This is a genomic window from Streptomyces sp. NPDC007863 (assembly GCF_040633895.1).
Taxonomy (GTDB): domain Bacteria; phylum Actinomycetota; class Actinomycetes; order Streptomycetales; family Streptomycetaceae; genus Streptomyces.
On sequence record NZ_JBEYEI010000009.1, the window covers coordinates 1 to 20,911 of the forward strand.

Here is a 20,911-nt window from a genome sequence, read left to right on the forward strand (position 1 = left end):
AAGCCGATCGCCGACTTCCAGGGCGTGCAGTTCATGCTCGCCGACATGGCCATGAAGCTCGAAGCGGCCCGCCAGCTCACCTACGCCGCCGCGGCCAAGTCCGAGCGCGTCGACGGCGACCTGACCTTCTTCGGCGCCGCCGCCAAGTGCTTCGCCTCCGACGTCGCCATGGAGGTCACGATCGACGCCGTCCAGCTCCTCGGCGGCTACGGCTACACCCGTGACTACCCCGTGGAGCGCATGATGCGCGACGCCAAGATCACCCAGATCTACGAAGGCACCAACCAGGTCCAGCGCATCGTCATGGCCCGCAACCTCCCGTAACCATCCGCTCGTTGAAAGGAGCCAGGCCGTGACCCTGAGGATCGCTGTCTGTGTGAAGTACGTTCCCGACGCCACCGGCGACCGCGGTTTCGCGGACGACCTGACCGTCGACCGCGACGAGGTCGACGGCCTCCTCTCGGAGCTCGACGAGTACGCGGTCGAGCAGGCGCTGCGGATCTCCGAGGAGGCCGACGACGCCGAGGTCACCGTCGTCACGGTCGGCCCGGACGACGCCAAGGACGCCCTGCGCAAGGCGCTGTCGATGGGCGCCGACAAGGCCGTCCACGTCAACGACGAGGCCATCCACGGTTCCGACGTCATCGCCACCTCCGCGATCCTCGCCAAGGCGCTGGAGAAGACCGGCTTCGACCTGGTCGTCTGCGGCATGGCCTCGACCGACGGCACCATGGGCGTGCTCCCCGCGCTGCTCGCCGAGCGGCTGAGCCTGCCCGCGGCGACGCTGCTCTCCGAGGTGTCCGTGGAGGACGGCGTGGTCAGGGGCCGCCGCGACGGCGACGCCGCCACCGAGCTCCTGGAGGCCCCGCTGCCGGCCGTCGTCTCGGTCACCGACCAGTCCGGCGAGGCCCGTTACCCCTCCTTCAAGGGGATCATGGCGGCGAAGAAGAAGCCGGTCGAGGAGCTGGAGCTCGACGACCTGGACATCGACGAGGACGCGGTCGGCCTGGCCGGTTCCTGGACCCTGGTCGAGTCGGCGGACGCCCGCCCGGCCCGCACCCAGGGCACGATCGTCACGAACGAGGACGGAGACGGCGGCAAGCAGCTGGCCGCCTTCCTCGCCTCCCAGAAGTTCATCTGACCGCCCGTCATCCCACCTCAGGAGCAAGGAATCATGGCTGAGATCCTGGTTCTCGTGGACCACGCCGACGGTGCGGTCCGCAAGCCGGCCCTCGAACTGCTCACCCTGGCCCGCCGCCTGGGCGAGCCGTCCGCGGTCGTCCTCGGCGCCGGCGAGGCCGCCGCCTCCGTCGCCGCCACCGCCGCCGAGTACGGCGCGGCCACCGTCTACGTGGCGGACGGCGCCGAGTTCGCCGAGCAGCTCGTCGTCCCCAAGGTCGACGCGCTCACCCAGATCGCCCAGGGCAAGGAGGTGGCCGCCGTCCTGGTGACCTCCTCCGGCGAGGGCAAGGAGATCGCGGCCCGCGTCGCGCTCCGCCTCGGCTCCGGCCTCATCACCGACGCCGTCGACCTGGAGGCCGGCGCCGAGGGCCCGGTCGCCACGCAGTCGGTCTTCGCCGCCTCGTACACGACCAAGTCCCGCGTCTCGCACGGCGTCCCGGTCATCACCGTCAAGCCGAACTCCACCGCCCCGGAGGCCGCCCCGGCCGCCGGCACGGTCGAGGACGTCACCGTCGCCTTCACCGGCAACGCGGCGAAGGTCGTCTCCCGCACCGCCCGCGTCTCCACCGGCCGCCCGGAGCTGACCGAGTCCGCCATCGTGGTCTCCGGCGGCCGCGGCGTCGGCGCCGCCGAGGGCTTCGAGGTCGTCGAGAAGCTGGCCGACTCGCTCGGCGCGGCCGTCGGCGCCTCCCGCGCCGCCGTCGACGCCGGCTGGTACCCGCACTCCAACCAGGTCGGCCAGACCGGCAAGCAGGTCTCGCCGCAGCTGTACGTCGCCGCGGGCATCTCCGGCGCCATCCAGCACCGGGCCGGCATGCAGACGTCGAAGACGATCGTCGCGGTCAACAAGGACCCCGAGGCCCCGATCTTCGACCTGGTCGACTACGGCGTGGTCGGCGACCTCTTCGAGGTGCTGCCGCAGCTCACCGAGGAGATCGGCGCGCGCTGACGCCGTCGGACACGGAAAGGGGGGGTGGCACTCTGTGCCACCCCCCCTTTCGCGCGCCCTCCGGGCTCAGATCCAGCCGTCCAGCGGGACCTCCTCGCAGAGCCGGACGACCGGCCGGCGGCCGGTGTCGGCGGCGCTCGCGAGCTTGACCCGGACACCGGGGCGCACGGCGTGCGGCGGCCCGTCGACCCGGCAGCGGACCACGAAGCCCTCGGCCATGTGCACCGGCCAGAGGTCGGCCTCGGCGGCGGTGTAGGCCCGACGGACGGTGATCACGCCCTCCCCCTCGCTGAGTTGGGGGGACAGGTCGGTCGACCCGCAGGTCGGGCAGAGCAGGCGCTGGAAGGTGGTGGTCTGGCACCAGGCGCAGCGCTGGAAGTAGAGATCGGCGTCTTCGGCCGATTCCTCGGTCCGGACGGCGCCGGAGTTCCTCAGTCCTGTGTGGAACACGATGCCTTCTCCTCGCACTCGGCGGCTCGACGGTGCATGGAGCCCAAGATATGGCACTCAGTGCCAGCAAAGAAAGACCTCAGTTCCCTGAATCTGAGATACTGCGGCCCCTCATCCCTCGCCGAGGCTCGACTCGACCTCGCGCACCACGCGCCACATCGGGGTGGACCGCTTGGTGATGACGACCACCACGTCCTCGTCCCCCTCGCCCACGGCGTCGCCCGCGGCGGCGCCGGGCGCGTCCGGGCTCCAGGTGGCGCGGACGAACTCCAGGGCCCGGTCGACCTCTTCGAGCGGGTCGCCCTCGCCGCCCGAGCGCAGCCAGTGCCGCAGGGCGTGGTTGTGGGCGGCGACGACGGCCGCGGCGGCCACGTTGGCGCGCAGGGTGCCGTCCTTGCGGTCGGCCCAGCGGGTGCGCAGGTAGTCGCCGAGGGTCTTCTCGTACCGCCAGACGACGGAGAGCTCGTACGCGCGCAGCCCGGCGACCTCGCGGGTGAGCCGGTAGCGCTGGACGGAGAAGGTGGGGTTCTCGGCGTACATCCGCATGACCAGGCGGGCGGCGCCGCAGACCCGGACCATCGGGTCGTCGCTGTCGGCGCTGGCGGCGAGGAAGCGGGTCATGTCGTCGAGGCACTGGTCGTGGTCGGGGAAGACCACGTCCTCCTTCGACGGGAAGTAGCGGAAGAAGGAGCGGCGGCCGACGCCGGCGAGCGTGACGATGTCGTCGACGGTGGTCTGCTCGTAGCCCCGCTCCAGGAAGAGCTGGAAGGCCGCGGCGATGAGGGAGTCCCGCATCGCGGGCTTCGGGGAGGTCGGGGGGTTCGTCGCCGCTGCTGCCATGGCACGAACCTAACATCCGGACGACCTTCGCGCGGCACTCGGTGCCGGTTTGTTCCGGCACCGAGTGCTCTCGTGGGGAGCGGCGCTGCTCAGCGCGCGGACATCCGCAGGGCGCCGTCCATCCGGATCGTCTCGCCGTTGAGGTAGTCGTGCTCGGCGATCATGGTGATCAGCCGGGCGTACTCCGCCGGCTGCGCGAGGCGCTGCGGGAAGGTGACGCTGGCGGCGAGCCCGGCGCGGATCTCGTCGCTGAAGCCGGCCATCATCGGGGTGTCGACGATGCCGGGGGCGACGGTGACGACCCGGATGCCGTACTGGGCGAGGTCGCGGGCGGCGGTGATGGTCATCCCGGCGACCCCGGCCTTGGAGGCGGCGTACGCGATCTGCCCCACCTGGCCCTCGAAGGCGGCGATGGAGGCGGTGTTGACGACGAGCCCGCGCTGGCCGTGCTCGTCGGCCTCGTGGCGGGCGATGGACTCGGCGGCGAGCCGCATCACGTTGAACGTGCCGACCAGGTTGACGTTCACGACCGTGCGGAAGAGGTCGAGGTCGTGCGGGCCCTTGCGGCCCAGGACGCGGGCCGAGGGCGCGATCCCCGCACAGTTCACCGCGAGCCGCAGTTCGGCCCCGTCGGCGTCGATCGCGGCGAGCGCGGCGCGGACCTGGTCCTCGTCGGTCACGTCGGCGGCGATCAGCCGGACGCCGTCGGGCTGCTCCCCGGCGGCGGCGACGGCCTTGCCGAGGTCGAGGCCGTAGACCGTGGCGCCGCGGTCGGCGAGCGCGGCGGCGGTGGCGGCGCCGAGACCGGAGGCGGCACCGGTGACGAGAGCGGCGGAGCCGGCGATGTCCATGGAACTCCTCGTACGTGTCGTGCGGGTGGCCCGGCCGGCGGGTTGGCCGCCGGCCCGGGGACGCTCCCCGCGGGGGACCGCGCGGTCCGCGCGGTCTGCGCCGCTCACCATAGAACCCGCACGCCGCCCCGCGACGCCGGGGTCACGGACCGGGGGTCATCCGATCGGTGGACCCGGAGGTCCCCCGATCCGCCCGTCGACGGCAGCCGGTGCGCCGACCGTCACGCCCCGGAACCGGCCGGAGGATGAAGCGCCGGTCGATCTTCGACCGAGCCCCCCTCCTCCTCCCCCTCCCCTGGAGCACCCCTATGAAGCACGTGAAGAAGGCCCACCGGACCCGTCTGATCACCGGTGGCGCGATCGTCGCCCTCGGCCTGGCCGGGGCCGGCGCCTACTCCGCGAGCGCCGGCGGCGAGGACACGGCCGCGGCGCCCGCGGCCGTGTCCGAGGCGAAGAGCGGGAACACGACCACCGGCACCCACCTGACGGTCGCCGCGGCGACGAAGTCGGCGAAGGCCGTCCTGGACGCCGCGGAGGCGGAGAACCAGCGGGTGACCGTCGCGGTCGTGGACCGCGACGGCCACACGATCGTCACCCTGCGCGGCGACGGCGCGGGCCCGCAGTCCTACGCGTCCGCGGAGCGGAAGGCGTACACGGCCGTCTCCTGGAACGCCCCGACCTCCGAGCTCGCCAAGCGCCTGGAGCAGGCCCCGAACCTGAAGGACATCCCCGGCACCCTCTTCCTCGGCGGCGGCGCCCCGGTCACCGCCGGCGGCGGCCCGGTCGCGGGCATCGGCGTGGCGGGAGCCCCCTCGGGCGACCTGGACGAGAAGTTCGCCCGGGCGGGCGTCGCGGCGCTGGCCGCCCAGTAGCACACCGGGCCGGAACATGCCGAACCCCGGTGCGCCTGAAACGGGGGAACACAGGCGAACCGGGGTGGCAGATCAGAGCATACGCCTTAACTGGTTCAACACGAAATCACCACGAGTCTGTCACGTCGCCGGGTCGACGAGCAGCGTCGCCCGGCCGATCACCACGCGGTGGTCGGAGCAGGGTTCGGTGCTCCCGGGCTTGAGCGCGCCGGTCTCGTCGATCCCGGTGCAGACGGGGATCGCCTTGGAGTCGGCGGAGTGGTCGGGCGAGGCGAGGCGGTCCGCGCGGGCGAAGATCATGTCGATCTTGGGGCTCGGAACGCCGCAGGGCAGCCCGGCCACGGGGTTGGCCGAGGTCTCCTCGCCGTATCCCGGGCAGGAGGCGTCCTGGTCGTCGAGCTCGCGGTGGTCTCCGTAGTTCGGTCCCTCCGCCCGGGAACCGGAGGGCTCCGGGACCTCCTCCGCGTAGAAGCGGTTCAGACGGTCGTAGTCCGGCTCGGCGTTGAAGTCACCGGCGATCATGTAGGTCTGTCCGGCGGCCGCGAACCCGTCCAGGATGCCGTCGAGCTCGACGAGCTGGCGGTAGCCGTACGGCTTCTCCGTGGTCGAGATCGGGCCGACGTGGACGGAGCAGAACTTCATGGCCGGCCGGTCGGCCAGGGGCGCGCAGAGCAGCCCGCTCATGACCGGGTGCCGGACGCCGTCGGCGGACCAGTAGGACAGACCGCTCTCCTGCGCGAACGTCCGGTACTCGGCGACGCCGAGCCGGTGGCGGCTGAACAGGGCCTTGCCGAAGGACTCTCCGCCACAGATCGACCGGCCGTCCGCGCCCGTGCTGCCCGCCGGGATGGCCTCCTGGAAGCGGGCGTAGCTCGGGTTGTCCGGGTTCCAGCTCGCCAGCTGCGTCCTGATGGCGCGGTACTGGCTGTAGCAGATCTCGTTGAACGAGACGAAGTCCACGGCGTTCTCGGCCCGTCCGATCGAGCCCACCGCCTCCTCGACCAGACCGCTGTCGGTGCGGCCGTGGTTCATCTTGTGGCCCGATACGTTCCAGGTCCACGCCGTGTACGGGACGGCCTCCGCCTCCGCCGAAGCGGCCGTCGCCCCCGTCGCGTTCGTCAGCAGCGCCGCCAGCGCGAGCGCGCCGGCGACCAGTGCCTTCCTCATGGATCCCCCCACATGGAAAAGACGGGCGCCCTCTGCGCCCGCCAAAGACGATCAGTCTAGGAGCGGCGCGGACGACCCGACTGGCCCGGGGACGCGCCCCTCTGGGAGGATCGCCCCTCCAGTCGGGCGAACTCGGGGGAACCGTGCAGGACTTGCAGCCGGACGATCCGGACGTCATCGGCCCGTACCGCCTCTCGGCGCGGCTCGGCGAGGGCGGGATGGGACAGGTGTTCCTCGCCGTGTCCCGGAGCGGGCGGCGGCTCGCGGTGAAGGTGATCCGGCCGCAGATCGCCGCCGACCCCGGGTTCCGGGAGCGGTTCCGGCGCGAGGTGGCGGCCGCCAGGACCGTCGGGGGCTTCTGGACCGCGCCGCTCGTGGACGCCGACCCGGACGGACCGGTGCCCTGGGTGGCCAGCGACTACATCGACGCGCCCGACCTGGCGGCGCTCCTACGGGACCGGGGCCGGCTGCCCGAGCCGGAGCTGCGCTCGCTCGCCGCAGGTCTCGCCGAGGCCCTGGAGGCGGTCCACCGGGCCGGTCTCGTGCACCGGGACCTGAAGCCGTCGAACATCCTCGTCACCGAGGACGGGCCGCGCGTCATCGACTTCGGCATCTCGAAGGCGGTGGAGGGCGCCACGGCGCTCACGGACACCGGCCTGGTCGTCGGCACCCCGGGCTTCATGAGCCCGGAGCAGGCGACGGCCGGGCCGGTGGCCCCGTCGAGCGACGTCTTCTCGCTGGGCGCGGTCCTCGCGTACGCCGCGACCGGCCGGCCCCCCTTCGGCGAGGGTCCGGCCCCCGCCCTGCTCTACCGCGTCGTCCACGACGAACCGGACCTGGACGGCGTGCCCCCGAGCCTGTACGCGCTGGTCGCCGAGTGCCTGGAGAAGTCGCCGGAGCGCCGTCCGTCGGCCTCGCGGGTCCTGGACCTGCTGGGCGCCGCGCCCTCGGCGGCACCCCGGCCGCCCGTGACGCGGATGCCGGTGCAGACGGCCCCTCCGACGGAGGCGGCCCCTCCGGCGCAGGCGGCCCCTCCGACGGAGGCGGCCCCTCCGGCGCAGGCGGCCCCGCCGGCGCAGGCGGCCCCTCCGGCCGAGGCGGTGGAGGTCACGGCGGGCCTTCTGGAGCAGCCGACCCGGCGCACGGAGAACGGGGGCTGCCTCGCGATCCTCGGGATCCTGTCCCCGAGCATCGGCGTCCCGCTCGGCATGATCCTGTCGCTCCCCGTCGTCACGCTCGCCACCGCGCTGCTCGGCCTGGCCGCCCTGGTGACCGGCGTCATCGTCTCCGGCGGCCAGCCGCTCGTCCGGCACACCGTCCACCTGACCGCCGACCACCTCCACTGCCGGGTACGCGACCGGCGCTGGTCCTCGCCGTGGGCGGACGTCTCCCGCGTCACCGTCCGGTCCACGAAGCCGGGCGCGCGGGGAGAGCGCCGGTGGCAGCTGGCGGCCGTCCTGCGCGAGGGCGTGTCCGTCCCGAAGGACTTCTCCGGCAAGGGCCGGCGGGAGGCCGTCATGGCACTCCACTTCGACGCTTCGGAGGACCCGGGCCCGGCGCTCCGGCGGCTCGACGCCGGGCTGCGCCGGCACGCCGGGGACCGCTACTCCCCCGACGCCGGCCTCACCGCGTTCCTCGACCGGCCGCCGTCGGCCGACCCCGAGGCTAGGCGGTGACGGCGTCCGACGGGGCGGCGCCGGTGGCTTCGTCGCGCTGTCGTTCGCGGACCGCGATGCGGGCGAGTTTGGTCAGCATCATGCCGTTCCGGATGGAGACGAGGTAGTCGACGGGGAGTCCGTGCATCCGGGTTCCCGGGCCCCGGAGGGGGTGCCATTCGAGAAGGAAGAGGGTGTTGCCGCCCCAGGGGACCAGGTTCATGGCGATCCGGGCCGCGCCGAAGGGGTCGGCCTTCGCCTCCAGTTCGAGGCGGCGCTCGGGCTCGCAGATGCGGACGACGCAGGTGTCCTCGAGAGTGAGGGGGCCGACGCCCACCCGGACCCGGAGCCGGGAACCGACCTCGGGCCACCCCGGGTCGGCGGTGATGACCCGCTGCGTCCCCGACACCCACTCCCCGTACCGGAGGCCGTTGGCCAGCAGGCCCCACACACGGGAGGGCGGGCTCAGGATCAACCGGCGATTACGGGACACGACGACCGCCTTCGCTCATGCGCGTACGAAAGTGCAGGAAAGCCTTCGGCGAGGCTATCCGCGGCCCGCTCGCCCCGCACGCACAGACCCCGTGTGTCGGAGAGGCCGGCCATCGCCCCCGAGGACCGAGGACGGCCTCCCCGCATCTGCTGCGCCCCGCTACTTCTCGGGGCGCGCCAGGCCGCGGCTGATGACGAGCCGCTGGATCTGGTTCGTCCCCTCGAAGATCTGCATGATCTTCGCCTCGCGCATGTAGCGCTCGACGGGGAAGTCGCGGGTGTAGCCGTAGCCGCCGAGGACCTGGACGGCGTCCGTGGTGACCTTCATCGCCGTGTCCGTGGCGATGAGCTTCGCGGCGCTGGCCTGGCGGCTGAAGGGGCGGCCGAGGTCGCGGCGGCGGGCGGCGTCGAGATAGGTGGCGCGGGCCGCGTCGACGGCGGCGGCCATGTCGGCGAGGAGGAAGCCGAGGCCCTGGTGGTCGACGATCCGGCGGCCGAAGGCGGTGCGCTCGTTGGCGTAGTCGACGGCGGCGTCCAGGGCGGCCTGGGCGAGGCCGGTGGCGCAGGCGGCGATGCCGAGGCGGCCGTTGTCGAGGGCGCTGAAGGCGATCTGGAGGCCCTGGCCCTCGGTGCCGACGAGCCGGTCCTCCTCGATGAGGGCGCCGTCCCAGTAGGCGGAGGTGGTGGGGACCGCCTGGAGGCCCATCTTGCGCTCGGGGGCGCCGAAGGTGAGGCCCTCGGTCTCGCCGGGGGCGAGGAAGCAGGAGACGCCGTGGCTGCCGGGGGCGGTGCGGGCGAAGAGGGAGTAGAAGCCGGCCTTGCCGCCGTGGGTGATCCACGCCTTGGTGCCGGTGATCCGGTAGCCGCTGCCGTCCTCCTGGCGCTCCGCCTTGCAGGAGAGGGCGGCGGCGTCCGACCCGGCCTGCGGTTCGGAGAGGCTGTAGCCGCCGACGAGCCGGCCCTCCAGCATCGCGGGGAGCCAGCGCTCCTTCTGCGCCTCGGTGCCGAAGGCGTACAGCGGGTGGCAGGCGAGCGTGTGCACGCTGGTGGCGACGGCGACGGCCGCCCAGCGGGCGGCGAGCTCCTCCAGGACCTGGAGGTAGACCTCGTACGGCTGGCCGCCGCCGCCGTACTCCTCGGGGTAGGCGAGGCCGAGCAGCCCGGCCCGGCCCAGCGTGGCGAAGAGACCCTCGGGATAGGTCTCGGCGGCCTCGTGCTCGTCCACCCGCGGCGAGAGCTCGTTGTCGGCGATCTCGCGGGTGAGGGCGATGAGGTCCGCCGCTTCGGGGGTGGGAAGCAGGCGGTCGACATCCATGGCGACTCCATCGGCGCGCGGTGGTACTAGGCAGGGGTACGGGGGCACTCGGCGAAGCGGTACTAGGACGGGTACTCCAGTACCGTTAAAAATAGCGCATGAGCCTCCGGACGTAACCCCTCACGGCGGGCGGCCCGGCATACTGTTCGGGTGATCGAGACCTCCGCCGCCGACGCCCCCAAGCTCACGGGCCGCGGAGCGGCACGCCGCTCCGCGCTCTTCGAGGAGCTGGTCGCCCTCCTCGTCGGCGAGGGCTTCGCCCGGCTGACCCTCGACGACCTGGCCGCCCGGCTGCACTGCTCCAAGCGGACCCTGTACGGCCTGGCCGGCAGCAAGGAACAGCTGGTCAGGGCGGCCGTCGTGCACTTCTTCCGGCGCGCCACGGCCCGCGTCGAGGCCGTCCTGGCCGCCGCGAGCGGCCCCGCGGAGCGGCTCTCCGCCTATCTGCGGGCCGTCTCCGCCGAGCTGGCGCCGGTCTCCCCGCAGTTCTTCGACGACGTGGCCGCCTTCGAGCCGGCCGCCGAGGTGTACGAGCGGAACACCCGCGCCGCCGCCGGCCGGGTGCAGCAGCTCATCGAGGAGGGCGTCAGGGCGGGCGTCTTCCGGGAGGTCCACGTGGCCTTCGCCGCCGACGTCATCGCCTCCGTGATGGTGCGCATCCAGCGCCGGCAGGTGGCCGCGTCCACCGGTCTCGCGGACGCCGAGGCCTACGACCAGCTGGCCGAGCTGCTGCTCAGCGGGTTGCGCAAGGCCTGAGCGACGGCCGCCGCGCCACCACCGATCGCCCGCCCGATGGACCACGACCGCGAGGGACCCCAGTGACCAGATCGAACGGCAGGACCGTGCGGGACCTGCGGCGCGAGAACCGCACGGCGGTCCTCCGGCGGCTCTACTTCGACGGCCCGATGAGCCGGTTCGCGCTCGGCCCCGCCACCGGGCTCAGCTCCGGCTCGATCAGCAACGTGGTCGCGGAGCTGGTCGCCGAGGGGCTCGTCGAGGAGGCCGGCAGCGTCGACTCGGCCGGCGGCCGGCCCCGGATCCTGCTGCGCGTCGCCCCCGACAGCGGGCGGATGATCGGCGTGGACGTGGGCGAGACCCGGGTCAGGGTCGAGCTGTTCGACCTCACCCTCACCGAACTCGCCCGCGCCGAACGCCCCTTGTCCCCCTCGGCGGAGGGCGGCGCGCGGTACGACGTCGGGGTCGTCGTCGACCACATCCGCGAGGGCGTCGCCGAGGTGCTCCGGGCGGCGGAGGTCCCCGCGGAGCGGCTGCTCGGGGTCGGGATCGGCGTCCCCGGCATCGTCGAGCACACCGAGGCGGACGGGGCGGTCGTGCACGGCCAGACCATCGGGTGGGACGCGGTCCCGCTGGAACGGCTGCTGCGCGAGGCGGTCGACCTGCCGCCGGAGGTCCCGTACCGCATCGACAACGGCGCCAAGACCCTCGGCCAGGCCGAGATGTGGTTCGGCGCCGGCCGGGGCGCCCGCAGCGCCGTCGTCGTCCTCTTCGGCTCCGGCGTCGGCGCCTGTGTGACGACCGACCCGCTCGGGCCCGGACGCGCCCTGGAGTGGGGCCACTTGAAGGTACGCGTCCGCGGCCGGCGCTGCCGCTGCGGCGCGCAGGGCTGCCTGGAGGCGTACGCGGGCGCCGAAGCACTCCTCGAACGCTGGCGCGAGGCCGGCGGCCGGCCGCCGGCGGGCGCGGACGAGGAGACCGCGCTCGCGGCGCTCGTCGCGGCGGCGCGCCCCGGGGACGGCGCCGCGGCCGACCCGGCGGCGGTCGCCGTCCTGGCGGAGACGGCCGAGTACCTGGGCGCGGGGTTCGCCGACCTGATCAACCTCTTCCAGCCGGAGCGGATCCTCGTCGGCGGCTGGGCCGGGCTGCTGCTCGGCACGCGGTTCCTGGCGGAGGTCGAGGCGCACGCGCGCGCGTACGCCCTCGCGTATCCGGCGGCGCGGGTCGGCATCGGGATGGGCACGCTGGGGCCGGACGCGGTGACCGTCGGCGCGGCGATCCTGCCGCTCGCGGACTTCTTCGCCCGCGGCGGCCGCCACGAGGACCCGCCGGCCGCGGAACCACCCCCCGCCTGGACCCACACCCTCCAGCACCGCACCGCCCACTGAGCCCGACACCCGGCTACGGCACCCTTCGCGGGTGCCGCCGCACACGCGCCTGAACCCGCACCCGTACGAAGCCGTACATCGGGGTGCGGGTTCAGGCGCGAAAGCCCAGGCCCGGCAAGGGGCGCCGTCCCGTGTGCCCACACGGGGGCGTGTCGTCAGGCGACCGAGGCTATGTGGCCGGTGATGGGGGTGTCGTCGTGGTGGATGGGCGTGTGCGCGCCGGTGAGCGAGACACCGGTGCCGCCACGCCGGTTCGCCACGATCTCCGCGCCGATCGAGAGCGCCGTCTCCTCCGGCGTGCGCGCGCCGAGGTCGAGCCCGATCGGCGACCGGAGCCGGGCCAGTTCGAGTTCCGTGACGCCGACCGCGCGCAGGCGCGCGTTGCGGTCCTCGTGGGTGCGCCGCGAGCCCATCGCGCCGACGTAGGCGACGGGAAGCTTGAGGGCCGCCTGGAGGAGGGGGACGTCGAACTTCGCGTCGTGCGTCAGGACGCAGAGCACGGTCCGGCCGTCGACCTCGGTCGACTCCAGGTAGCGGTGGGGCCATTCGACGACGATCTCGTCCGCCTCGGGGAAGCGGAGCCTCGTCGCGAAGACGGGACGCGCGTCGCACACGGTGACGTGGTAGCCGAGGAACTTGCCGACCCGGACGAGCGCCGACGCGAAGTCGATGGCGCCGAAGACGATCATGCGGGGGGCGGGGACGGAGGACTCCACCAGCAGCGTCAGCGGCTGCCCGCAGCGGCTGCCGTCCTCGCCGATCTCGACCGTGCCGGTGCGCCCGGCGTCGAGCAGCGCCCGCGCCTCGGCCGCGGCGGTGCGGTCCAGTTCGGGGTGGCCGCCGAGCTTCCCCTCGTACGAGCCGTCCGGGTGGACGAGGAGCGCCTGGCCGAGCAGGTCCTCGGGGCCGGAGACGATCCGGGCGAGGGCCGCCGCCTCCCCCGAGACGGCGGCGGCCAGCGCGGCGGGGAAGACCCCGCCGCGGACCGGGGTGACGAGGATGTCGATGATGCCGCCGCAGGTCAGGCCGACCGCGAAGGCGTCCTCGTCGCTGTAGCCGAAGCGCTCGACGACGACCTTGCCGTCGTCGAGGGCCGTCTGGCACAGCTCGTACACCGCTCCCTCCACGCATCCGCCGGAGACCGAGCCGATCGCCGTGCCCTCGCTGTCGACGGCGAGTGCGGCGCCGGGCTGCCGGGGCGCGCTGCCGCCGACGGCCACCACGGTGGCCACGGCGAAGTCGCGTCCCTGCTCGACCCACCGGTGCAGCTCTTCGGCGATGTCCAGCATGTCGGTCTCCTTGGCGGTGTGAGAGGAGGGAGCTCGGGCGTCAGCTGACGCCGAGCCATCCCTCGATCGGGTGGAGGGCGAAGAACACGATGAATATCGCGGTCAGGCACCACATGAACGCACCGACCTCGCGCGCCTTGCCCTGCGCCACCTTGATGACGGTGTAGGCGATGACGCCGGCCGCGACGCCCGGGGTGATGCTGTAGGTGAACGGCATCAGCACGACGGTCAGGAAGACCGGGATGGCGACGGAGCTGTCGCCCCAGTTCACGTGCTTGGCGTTCATCATCATCATCGCGCCGATGACGACCAGGGCGGCGGAGCCGACCTCGCGGGGCACGATCTGGGTGATCGGGGTGAAGAAGAGGCAGGCCGCGAAGAAGAGGCCGGTGATCACCGAGGAGAAGCCGGTGCGGGCGCCTTCGCCGACGCCGGTGGCGGACTCCACGAAGACGGTCTGGCCGGAGGCGCCGGAGACGCCGCCGATCGCGCCGCCCGCGCCGTCGATGAAGAGGGCCTTGGACAGGCCGGGCATGCGGCCCTTGTCGTCGGCGAGGTTGGCCTCGGTGCCGACGCCGATGATGGTGGCCATGGCGTCGAAGAAGCCGGCGAGGACCAGGGTGAAGACGATCACGCCGACGGTGATGTAGCCGACGTCGCCCCAGCCGCCGAAGGAGACGTCGCCGAAGAGCGAGAAGTCCGGGGCGGAGACCGCGCTGCCCTTGAGCTCCGGGGAGCCGTTGGCCCAGGAGCCGGGGCCCTTGGCCGGGACGTCGGCGACGGCGTTGACGATCAGCGAGATGACCGTGCCGCCGACGATGCCGATGAGGATGGCGCCGGGGACCTTGCGGGCCTGGAGGGCGAAGATCGCGAGGAGGGTGATCGCGAAGATCAGGACGGGCCAGCCGACGAGTTCGCCGCCGGAGCCCATGGTGACGGGCGGGCCGAACTGCGGGCCGGCGCCGACGAAACCGGCCTTGTTGAAGCCGATCAGCGCGATGAAGAGGCCGATGCCGATGGTGATGCCGTGCTTGAGCGGCAGCGGGATGGCGTTCATGATCATCTCGCGGAGACCGGTGACCACCAGGAGGCAGATCACCAGACCGTAGACGATGCACATGCCCATGGCCTGCGGCCAGGTCATCTGCGGCACCACCTGGGTGGCGAGCACCCCGGAGACGCTCAGGCCGGCCGCGAGGACGAGCGGGACCTTGCCGACGAAGCCCATGAGCAGGGTCGTCACCGCCGCCGCGAGGGCGGTCGCCGTGATGACGGCGGAGGAGGCGAGGACGTTCTTCTCGACGTCCGGGCCTCCGAGGAGGATCGGGTTGAGCAGGAGGATGTACGCCATCGCCATGAAGGTGGTGACGCCACCGCGGATCTCCGTGCCGACGGAGGATCCTCTCTCCGAGATGTGAAAGTACCGGTCGAGCCAAGACCGTCCGGCGGGGTTGCGCGAGCCGGAGCCCGCGTCTTCCGCGGCGGTCTTGGGCTCCACAGACGACTGGGTCATGGGGCCTACTCCCAAGGTTCAAAGGGGCACCCGCACGAGGGGGACTCGTTAGCGGCGGGATTTGGGAACTGCTGTTGGCTGCACGACCCGGGGGACGGCCCGAGACGAACGGGGTACTGCGGGTACTTCTGGTGGTGCGGGTACTTCTGGTGGTGCGGGTACTTCTGGTGGTGCTGGTGGTGCGGGTACCGCTGGGTGGTGCGGGTACTGCGCTCCGGGCGGTGCGGGCGGAAGGGACGTGTGGCGTTCCCCGGGAGGCACGCACCGCCCGGAGGGGCCTACAGGGTGCCGGTGAGCGCCTCGGGGCGGACCGGCGTCTTGTTCAGCTCCAGGCCGGTCGCCGCCCGGATCGCCGCGAGGACGGCCGGGGTGGACGACAGGGTCGGGGCCTCGCCGATGCCCCGGACGCCGTACGGCGCGTTGGGGTCGGCCAGTTCGAGGTAGTCGACCGGGATGGTCGGCGTGTCGAGGATCGTCGGGATCAGGTAGTCCGTGAAGGAGGGGTTGCGCACCTTCGCGGTCTTCGGGTCGACGATGATCTCCTCCATCACCGCGACGCCCAGGCCCTGGGTGGTGCCACCCTGGATCTGGCCGATCACGGAGAGCGGGTTGACCGCCTTGCCGACGTCCTGGGCGCAGGCCAGCTCGATCACCTTGACGAGGCCGAGCTCGGTGTCCACCTCGACCACCGCGCGGTGCGCGGCGAAGGCGTACTGGACGTGGCCGTCGCCCTGGCCGGTGACGAGGTCGAAGGCCTGGGTCGGACGGTGCCGCCACTCCTCCTCGATCTCGACGACCTGGTCCTCCAGGACGTCCGCGATGGTGGCGAGGGCCTCGCCGCCGTCGGTGACGACCTTGCCGCCCTCCAGGAGGAGTTCGGCGTTGGCCCACGCCGGGTGGTACGAGCCGAACTTGCGCCGGCCGATCTCCAGGACCTTCTCGCGGACGAGCTCGCAGGAGTTCTTGATGGCGCCGCCGGTCATGTACGTCTGGCGGCCCGCGGAGGTCGAACCGGCCGAGCCCACCTGGGTGTCGGCGGGGTGGATGGTGACCTGCTGGACGCCGAGCTCGGTGCGGGCGATCTGCGCGTGGATCGTGACGCCGCCCTGGCCGACCTCGGCCGCCGCGGTGTGGACCGTGGCGACGGCCTCGCCGTTGATGACCTCGATGCGGATCTTCGCGGTCGAGTAGTCGTCGAAGCCCTCGGAGAAGCCGACGTTCTTGATGCCGACGGCGTAGCCGACGCCGCGGACGACGCCCTCGCCGTGCGAGGTGTTGGAGAGGCCGCCCGGCAGGGCGCGGACGTCCGCGCTCTCGCCGGCGGTCTCCCACTGGCGCTCCGGCGGCATCGGGCGGGCCTTGACCCGGCGCAGGAGCTCGGCGACCGGGGCCGGCGAGTCCACGACCTGGCCGGTCGGCATGAGCGTGCCCTGCTCCATGGCGTTGAGCTGGCGCAGCTCCACCGGGTCCATGCCCAGCTTGGCCGCGAGCTTGTCCATCTGCGCCTCGTAGGCGAAGCAGGCCTGGACCGCGCCGAAGCCGCGCATGGCGCCGCAGGGCGGGTTGTTGGTGTAGAGGCCGATCGCCTCGATCTCGACGTCGTCGATGACGTAGGGGCCGACCGAGAGGGAGGAGGCGTTGCCGACGACCGAGACCGTGGACGAGGCGTAGGCGCCGCCGTCCAGGACGATCTTGCACTTCATGTGCGTGATCTTGCCGTCCTTGGTGGCGCCGTGCTCGTAGTAGAGCTTCGCCGGGTGCCGGTGGACGTGCCCGAAGAAGGACTCGTACCGGTTGTAGACCATCTTGACGGGCTTGCCGGTGCGCAGCGCGAGCAGCGAGGCGAGGATCTGCATGGAGATGTCCTCGCGGCCGCCGAAGGCGCCGCCGATGCCGGCCATGGTCATCCGGACCTTGTCCTGGGGCAGGCCGAGGCAGGGCGCGATCTGCTCGCGGTCCGCGTGCAGCCACTGGGTGGCGACGTACAGGTCGACGCCGCCGTCCTCGGCCGGTACGGCGAGGCCGGACTCGGGGCCGAGGAAGGCCTGGTCCTGCATGCCGAAGGTGTACTCGCCCTTGACGATGACGTCGGCGCGCTTGGCGGCCTCGTCGGCGTTGCCGCGGATGATCGGCTGGCGGTGCACGATGTTGGGGTGCGGGACGTGACCGATGTGGTGGTCGTCGCGGTTCTCGTGGACCAGGATCGCGTCGGGGGCGGTGGCCGAGGCCTCGTCCGTGATGACCGGGAGCTCCCGGTACTCGACCTTGATCTTGGCGGCGGCGCGGCGCGCGGTCTCCGGGTGGTCGGCGGCCACGAGGGCCACCGGCTCGCCGTGGTGCCGGACCTTGCCGTAGGCGAGCACCGGGGTGTCGCGGAACTCCAGGCCGTAGTTCTTGGCGGCCGGCAGGTCCTCGTGCGTCAGGACGGCGTAGACGCCGTCCATGGTGAGGGCCTCGGAGGTGTCGATGGACAGGATCTCGGCGTGCGCGACGGTGGAGCGCAGGACCTGGCCCCACAGCATGTCCTCGTGCCACATGTCCGAGGAGTAGGCGAACTCGCCGGTCACCTTGAGGGTGCCGTCGGGGCGGAGCGTGGACGCGCCGACGCCGCCCTGGGTGTGGTTCTGGGTGACGTCGGTGGGGGTGCCCACCGGTGCCGTACGGGTGTTCTGAGCCATCGTCAGACCGCCTCTCCCTGGCGCTCCTGGCGCGCGGCCGCGAGGCGGACGGCGTCGAGGATCTTCTCGTAACCGGTGCAGCGGCAGAGGTTGCCGGAGAGCGCCTCGCGGATGTCCGCGTCCGTCGGGGACGGGTTGCGCTCCAGCATCTCGTCGGCCGCGACGAGCAGACCGGGGGTGCAGAAACCGCACTGGACCGCGCCGGCGTCGATGAACGCCTGCTGGATCGGCGAGAGTTCGACGCCCTCACCGGTCTGCGAGTCCTGCGGCTTGGCCTCCCACCTCTTGGCCGCGTCCAGGCTGGTGCCGCAGCCGCCCGTGCCGCAGGCGCCGCCCGGGTGGGCGTCCTCGCGGTGCTGGGCGTAGTCCGCCAGGCCCTCGACGGTGACGACCTCGCGGCCCTCGACCTGGCCGGCGGCGACCAGACACGAGCAGACCGGCACGCCGTCGAGACGGACCGTGCAGGAGCCGCACTCGCCCTGCTCACAGGCGTTCTTGGAGCCGGGCAGGCCCAGGCGCTCGCGCAGAACGTAGAGGAGGGACTCGCCCTCCCAGACGTCGTCGGCTTCCTGCGGACGACCGTTGACCGTGAAATTCACGCGCATGGTTATGCAGCTCCCTCAAGCGTGCGGCCGGCGCCGCGGTACTGCTCCCACGTCCAGCCGAGCTGGCGGCGAGCCATGATGCCGACGGCGTGGCGGCGGTACTTGGCGGTGCCACGGACGTCGTCGATCGGGTTGGCGGCGGCCGAGCAGAGGTCGGCGAACTGCTTCGCGATCGCGGGGGTGATGATCTTCCCGTTGTCCCAGAAGCCGCCCTCCTCCAGAGCCGCGTTCAGGAAGGCCTCGGCCTCCTTGGCGCGGATCGGGGTCGGCGCGGCCGAGCCGATGCCGGTGCGCACGGTCCGGGTCTCCGGGTGCAGTGCCAGGCCGAAGGCGCAGACGGCGATGACCATCGCGTTGCGGGTGCCGACCTTGGAGTACTGCTGGGGGCCGTCCGCCTTCTTGATGTGGACGGTCTTGATGAGCTCGTCGGGCTGGAGCGCGTTGCGCTTCACGCCGGTGTAGAACTCGTCGATCGGGATGAAGCGGCTGCCGCGGACCGACTCGACCTCGACCTCGGCGCCGGCGGCGAGGAGGGCGGGGTGGGCGTCACCGGCCGGGGAGGCGGTGCCGAGGTTGCCGCCGACGCCGCCGCGGTTGCGGATCTGCGGGGAGGCGACCGTGTGGGAGGCGAGCGCCAGACCCGGCAGCTCGGCCCGGAGGTTCTCCATGATCTGCGTGTACGGGACGGAAGCGCCGAGCCGGACGTTCTCCTCGCCGACCTCCCACTCGCGCAGCAGCTCGATGCGGTTCAGGTCCAGCAGGTACTCGGGGCGCCGGTGGTCGAAGTTGATCTCGACCATGACGTCGGTGCCGCCCGAGAGGGGCACGGCTGTGGGGTGCTCGGCCTTGGCGGCGAGCGCCTCCTCCCAGCTGGCGGGGCGAAGGAAGTCCATGGTGGCTCTCTTCTAGCGATTCTGGTGGGGGTCGGACGTCTGGGCCCTGGGTGACGTTCGGCCCTCGACTTCGGTGTTCATGTCCTGTTCACGCGGTGTGTGGCCTAGTACACAAGGCCGCCGGGCCCGTGTGCAGTAACCGAAAACATGAAGGAGTTGGCCGGTGCCCTGGTACGTCTTGTAGATTCGAACGAAAGAGGGTGAACGGAAACCTCGCCGTTTCCCCCTGGAAACTGCGGCATCACCCTCACCCTCCCCACCGTCGAATACCCGACAACCCGATCACCCACTCGACATCACCACTCGAAGGAACGGCGGCGACACGAATGCGGCTGCGCGCACTGCTGGAGAACGACGCGCTCGGGCTGCGCCTGCTGGGCGGCGAGGAGGAGCTGGACCGCTCCGTCCGTGGCGTCATGACCACGGACCTCAAGGACCCCAGCCGGTACCTCTCCGGCGGCGAGCTGGTCCTCACCGGCCTGGCGTGGCTGCGGGAGCCGGCCGACGCCGAGCCCTTCGTCCGGATCCTCAGCCAGGCCGGGGTCTCCGCGCTCGCGGCCGGCGAGGCCGAGCTGGGCGACATCCCCGACGATCTCGTGGAGGCGTGTTCCCGCCACCGGCTTCCGCTCTTCGCGGTCAACGAAACCGTTGCGTTCGCGACGATCACCGAGCATGTCGTTCGACAGGTCTCCGGCGAGCGGGCCGGCGACCTGGCGGCCGTCGTGGACCGGCACCGGCGGCTGATGACCTCCGGCCCGGCGGGCGGCGGCCCCGAGGCCGTCCTCGACCTCCTCGGCTCCGACCTGGACCTGCGCGCCTGGGTCCTCTCCCCCACCGGGCGGCAGATCGCCGGCGCCGGGGAGCCCCTGGACCCGGCGCTCGCCGCCGCCCTCGCGGGCGAGCACCTGGCCGCCACCCGCACCGGCCGGCGCGGCCCGCACCGGCTGACCCTCCAGGGCGCCCCGTACTCGCTCTTCCCGGTCAGGAACACCGGCCGGGCCGCCGGTCCCGGTGCCCGGGACGTCCGCGAGACGGTGCTGTCCGACTGGCTGCTCGCCGTGGAGGCCGACGCCGGGGACTGGCCGGCCGCCCGGCTCGACCTGCTCCAGGGCGTGACCCAGCTGATCTCCGTCGAGCGCGACCGGCGCGACGCGGCCCGCACGGTGCGCCGCCGACTCGCCCAGGAGGTCCTGGAGCTCGTGCAGTCGGGCGCCGCGCCCGCCGAGATCGCCGCCCGGCTGCGGGTCGCCGCCCCGGTGCTGCTGCCCGGCCTCGGCGCGGCCCCGCACTGGCAGGTCGTCGTGGCCCGCGTCGAGTGGGAGCAGGAGGGCGGCCAGGCCCCGGTGGAGCCGGGACCGGTCACCCAGGCGCTCCTGGAGGAGATCCTGGTCGACCCGGCGACCGTGGGCGCCGAGTCCGCCGACCGGATCGCCGTGGCCCACACCGGCGACGAGGCCATCGCGCTCGTGCCGCTGGCCGCGGGCCCGCTGCCGGAGAGCGAGGACGACGGCCCGTCGGCCGCTCTGGGCCTGCACGCGGACGCCCTCCTCGCGGCGGTACGGGCTCCGCTCTCGTCCGGCCTCGCCGACGACGGGCGGCTCACCCTGGGCGTCAGCGCCGCCGTGCACTCGGCGGAGGGGCTGCGGGGCGCCCTGGAGGAGGCCCGGCACGCCCGCCGGGTGGCCGCCGCCCGCCCCGGCCGGGTCTGCGCGGCCGGCCACCACGAGCTGGCCTCGCACGTGCTGCTGCTGCCCTTCGTCCCGGACGACGTGCGGCGCGCCTTCACGGCCCGGCTCCTGGACCCGCTGCGGGACTACGACCGGCGCCACCGGGCGGAGCTGATCCCGACCCTGGAGGCCTTCCTGGACTGCGACGGCTCCTGGACGCGCTGCGCGACCCGGCTGCACCTCCACGTGAACACGCTGCGTTACCGGGTCGGCCGGATCGAGCAGCTGACCGGCCGCGACCTGTCCCGGCTCGAAGACAAGCTCGATTTCTTCCTGGCCCTGCGGATGAGTTGACGGAGTCTGCCCCGCG

The 20,911-nt window shown here is 72.8% G+C and carries 19 protein-coding genes; 8 read left to right on the forward strand and 11 right to left on the reverse strand.

The genetic code is table 11. The features are described 5' to 3' along the window. The 3 genes from ABZ621_RS15850 to ABZ621_RS15860 all read left to right on the forward strand — a co-directional run. The coding region (locus ABZ621_RS15850; RefSeq protein WP_360604696.1) for an acyl-CoA dehydrogenase family protein at positions 1–324 on the forward strand (324 nt) is incomplete at its 5' end. A gap of 28 nt (positions 325–352) precedes the next feature. Further along, positions 353–1,141 carry an electron transfer flavoprotein subunit beta/FixA family protein gene (locus tag ABZ621_RS15855; protein WP_360604698.1) on the forward strand — a complete coding sequence of 263 codons (789 nt, stop codon included), beginning with the start codon at positions 353–355 and terminating at the stop codon, positions 1,139–1,141. 33 nt (positions 1,142–1,174) lie between these two features. After that, entirely contained in the window at positions 1,175–2,131 is a 957-nt protein-coding gene (locus ABZ621_RS15860; RefSeq protein WP_360604700.1) for an electron transfer flavoprotein subunit alpha/FixB family protein, read from the forward strand. A gap of 66 nt (positions 2,132–2,197) precedes the next feature. On the opposite strand, the gene ABZ621_RS15865 is transcribed toward ABZ621_RS15860, so the two are convergent. The 3 genes from ABZ621_RS15865 to ABZ621_RS15875 all read right to left on the reverse strand — a co-directional run bounded on the left by ABZ621_RS15865 (position 2,198) and on the right by ABZ621_RS15875 (position 4,272). Next, complete coding sequence (locus ABZ621_RS15865; protein ID WP_360604702.1) at positions 2,198–2,581, reverse strand: zinc ribbon domain-containing protein; 384 nt, start codon at positions 2,579–2,581, stop codon at positions 2,198–2,200. Positions 2,582–2,692: 111 nt separating this feature from the next. Beyond that, a complete protein-coding gene (locus ABZ621_RS15870) occupies positions 2,693–3,421 on the reverse strand; it encodes a TetR family transcriptional regulator (RefSeq protein WP_360604704.1) in 729 nt (242 codons plus the stop codon). 89 nt (positions 3,422–3,510) lie between these two features. Beyond that, entirely contained in the window at positions 3,511–4,272 is a 762-nt protein-coding gene (locus tag ABZ621_RS15875) for an SDR family NAD(P)-dependent oxidoreductase (protein WP_360604706.1), read from the reverse strand. A gap of 308 nt (positions 4,273–4,580) precedes the next feature. Here ABZ621_RS15875 and ABZ621_RS15880 point away from each other — a divergent pair, with 308 nt between their 5' ends. Then, positions 4,581–5,144, forward strand: coding sequence for a heme-binding protein (locus tag ABZ621_RS15880; RefSeq protein WP_360604708.1), 564 nt, complete (start codon positions 4,581–4,583; stop codon positions 5,142–5,144). 120 nt (positions 5,145–5,264) lie between these two features. Here ABZ621_RS15880 and ABZ621_RS15885 read toward each other — a convergent pair whose 3' ends face one another. Continuing rightward, complete coding sequence (locus ABZ621_RS15885) at positions 5,265–6,311, reverse strand: endonuclease/exonuclease/phosphatase family protein (protein ID WP_360604710.1); 1,047 nt, start codon at positions 6,309–6,311, stop codon at positions 5,265–5,267. Positions 6,312–6,454: 143 nt separating this feature from the next. On the opposite strand from ABZ621_RS15885, the gene ABZ621_RS15890 reads away from it, so the two are divergent. After that, the gene (locus tag ABZ621_RS15890) at positions 6,455–7,987 is read left to right on the forward strand and encodes a serine/threonine-protein kinase (RefSeq protein ID WP_360604712.1); all 1,533 of its coding nucleotides are present in this window, start codon (positions 6,455–6,457) and stop codon (positions 7,985–7,987) included. On the opposite strand, the gene ABZ621_RS15895 is transcribed toward ABZ621_RS15890, so the two are convergent. After that, entirely contained in the window at positions 7,977–8,459 is a 483-nt protein-coding gene (locus ABZ621_RS15895) for an SRPBCC family protein (RefSeq protein ID WP_360604713.1), read from the reverse strand. The two genes, ABZ621_RS15890 and ABZ621_RS15895, sit on opposite strands and share 11 nt — an antisense overlap. Before the next feature lie 159 nt (positions 8,460–8,618). Further along, complete coding sequence (locus ABZ621_RS15900; RefSeq protein WP_360604715.1) at positions 8,619–9,773, reverse strand: acyl-CoA dehydrogenase family protein; 1,155 nt, start codon at positions 9,771–9,773, stop codon at positions 8,619–8,621. Between the two features lie 150 nt (positions 9,774–9,923). Here ABZ621_RS15900 and ABZ621_RS15905 point away from each other — a divergent pair, with 150 nt between their 5' ends. Further along, the gene (locus ABZ621_RS15905; protein ID WP_360604717.1) at positions 9,924–10,529 is read left to right on the forward strand and encodes a TetR/AcrR family transcriptional regulator; all 606 of its coding nucleotides are present in this window, start codon (positions 9,924–9,926) and stop codon (positions 10,527–10,529) included. Between the two features lie 62 nt (positions 10,530–10,591). Beyond that, positions 10,592–11,896 (forward strand): ROK family transcriptional regulator, encoded by a 1,305-nt coding sequence (locus ABZ621_RS15910; RefSeq protein ID WP_360604719.1) that lies wholly within the window; start codon positions 10,592–10,594, stop codon positions 11,894–11,896. Between the two features lie 155 nt (positions 11,897–12,051). On the opposite strand, the gene ABZ621_RS15915 is transcribed toward ABZ621_RS15910, so the two are convergent. From ABZ621_RS15915 to ABZ621_RS15935, 5 genes are all read right to left on the reverse strand, one after another. Beyond that, entirely contained in the window at positions 12,052–13,185 is a 1,134-nt protein-coding gene (locus ABZ621_RS15915) for an XdhC/CoxI family protein (RefSeq protein WP_360604721.1), read from the reverse strand. Between the two features lie 40 nt (positions 13,186–13,225). Continuing rightward, positions 13,226–14,698, reverse strand: coding sequence for an NCS2 family permease (locus tag ABZ621_RS15920; RefSeq protein WP_360604723.1), 1,473 nt, complete (start codon positions 14,696–14,698; stop codon positions 13,226–13,228). A 278-nt stretch (positions 14,699–14,976) separates the two neighbouring features. Next, positions 14,977–17,376, reverse strand: a complete 2,400-nt coding sequence (locus tag ABZ621_RS15925; protein WP_360604725.1) for a molybdopterin cofactor-binding domain-containing protein — start codon at positions 17,374–17,376, stop codon at positions 14,977–14,979. Between the two features lie 2 nt (positions 17,377–17,378). Beyond that, positions 17,379–17,981, reverse strand: coding sequence for a (2Fe-2S)-binding protein (locus ABZ621_RS15930; RefSeq protein ID WP_360604727.1), 603 nt, complete (start codon positions 17,979–17,981; stop codon positions 17,379–17,381). A 2-nt stretch (positions 17,982–17,983) separates the two neighbouring features. After that, entirely contained in the window at positions 17,984–18,874 is an 891-nt protein-coding gene (locus tag ABZ621_RS15935) for a xanthine dehydrogenase family protein subunit M (protein WP_169089395.1), read from the reverse strand. Between the two features lie 326 nt (positions 18,875–19,200). Here ABZ621_RS15935 and ABZ621_RS15940 point away from each other — a divergent pair, with 326 nt between their 5' ends. Next, the gene (locus ABZ621_RS15940) at positions 19,201–20,895 is read left to right on the forward strand and encodes a PucR family transcriptional regulator ligand-binding domain-containing protein (RefSeq protein WP_360604730.1); all 1,695 of its coding nucleotides are present in this window, start codon (positions 19,201–19,203) and stop codon (positions 20,893–20,895) included. Positions 20,896–20,911 lie beyond the last annotated feature (16 nt).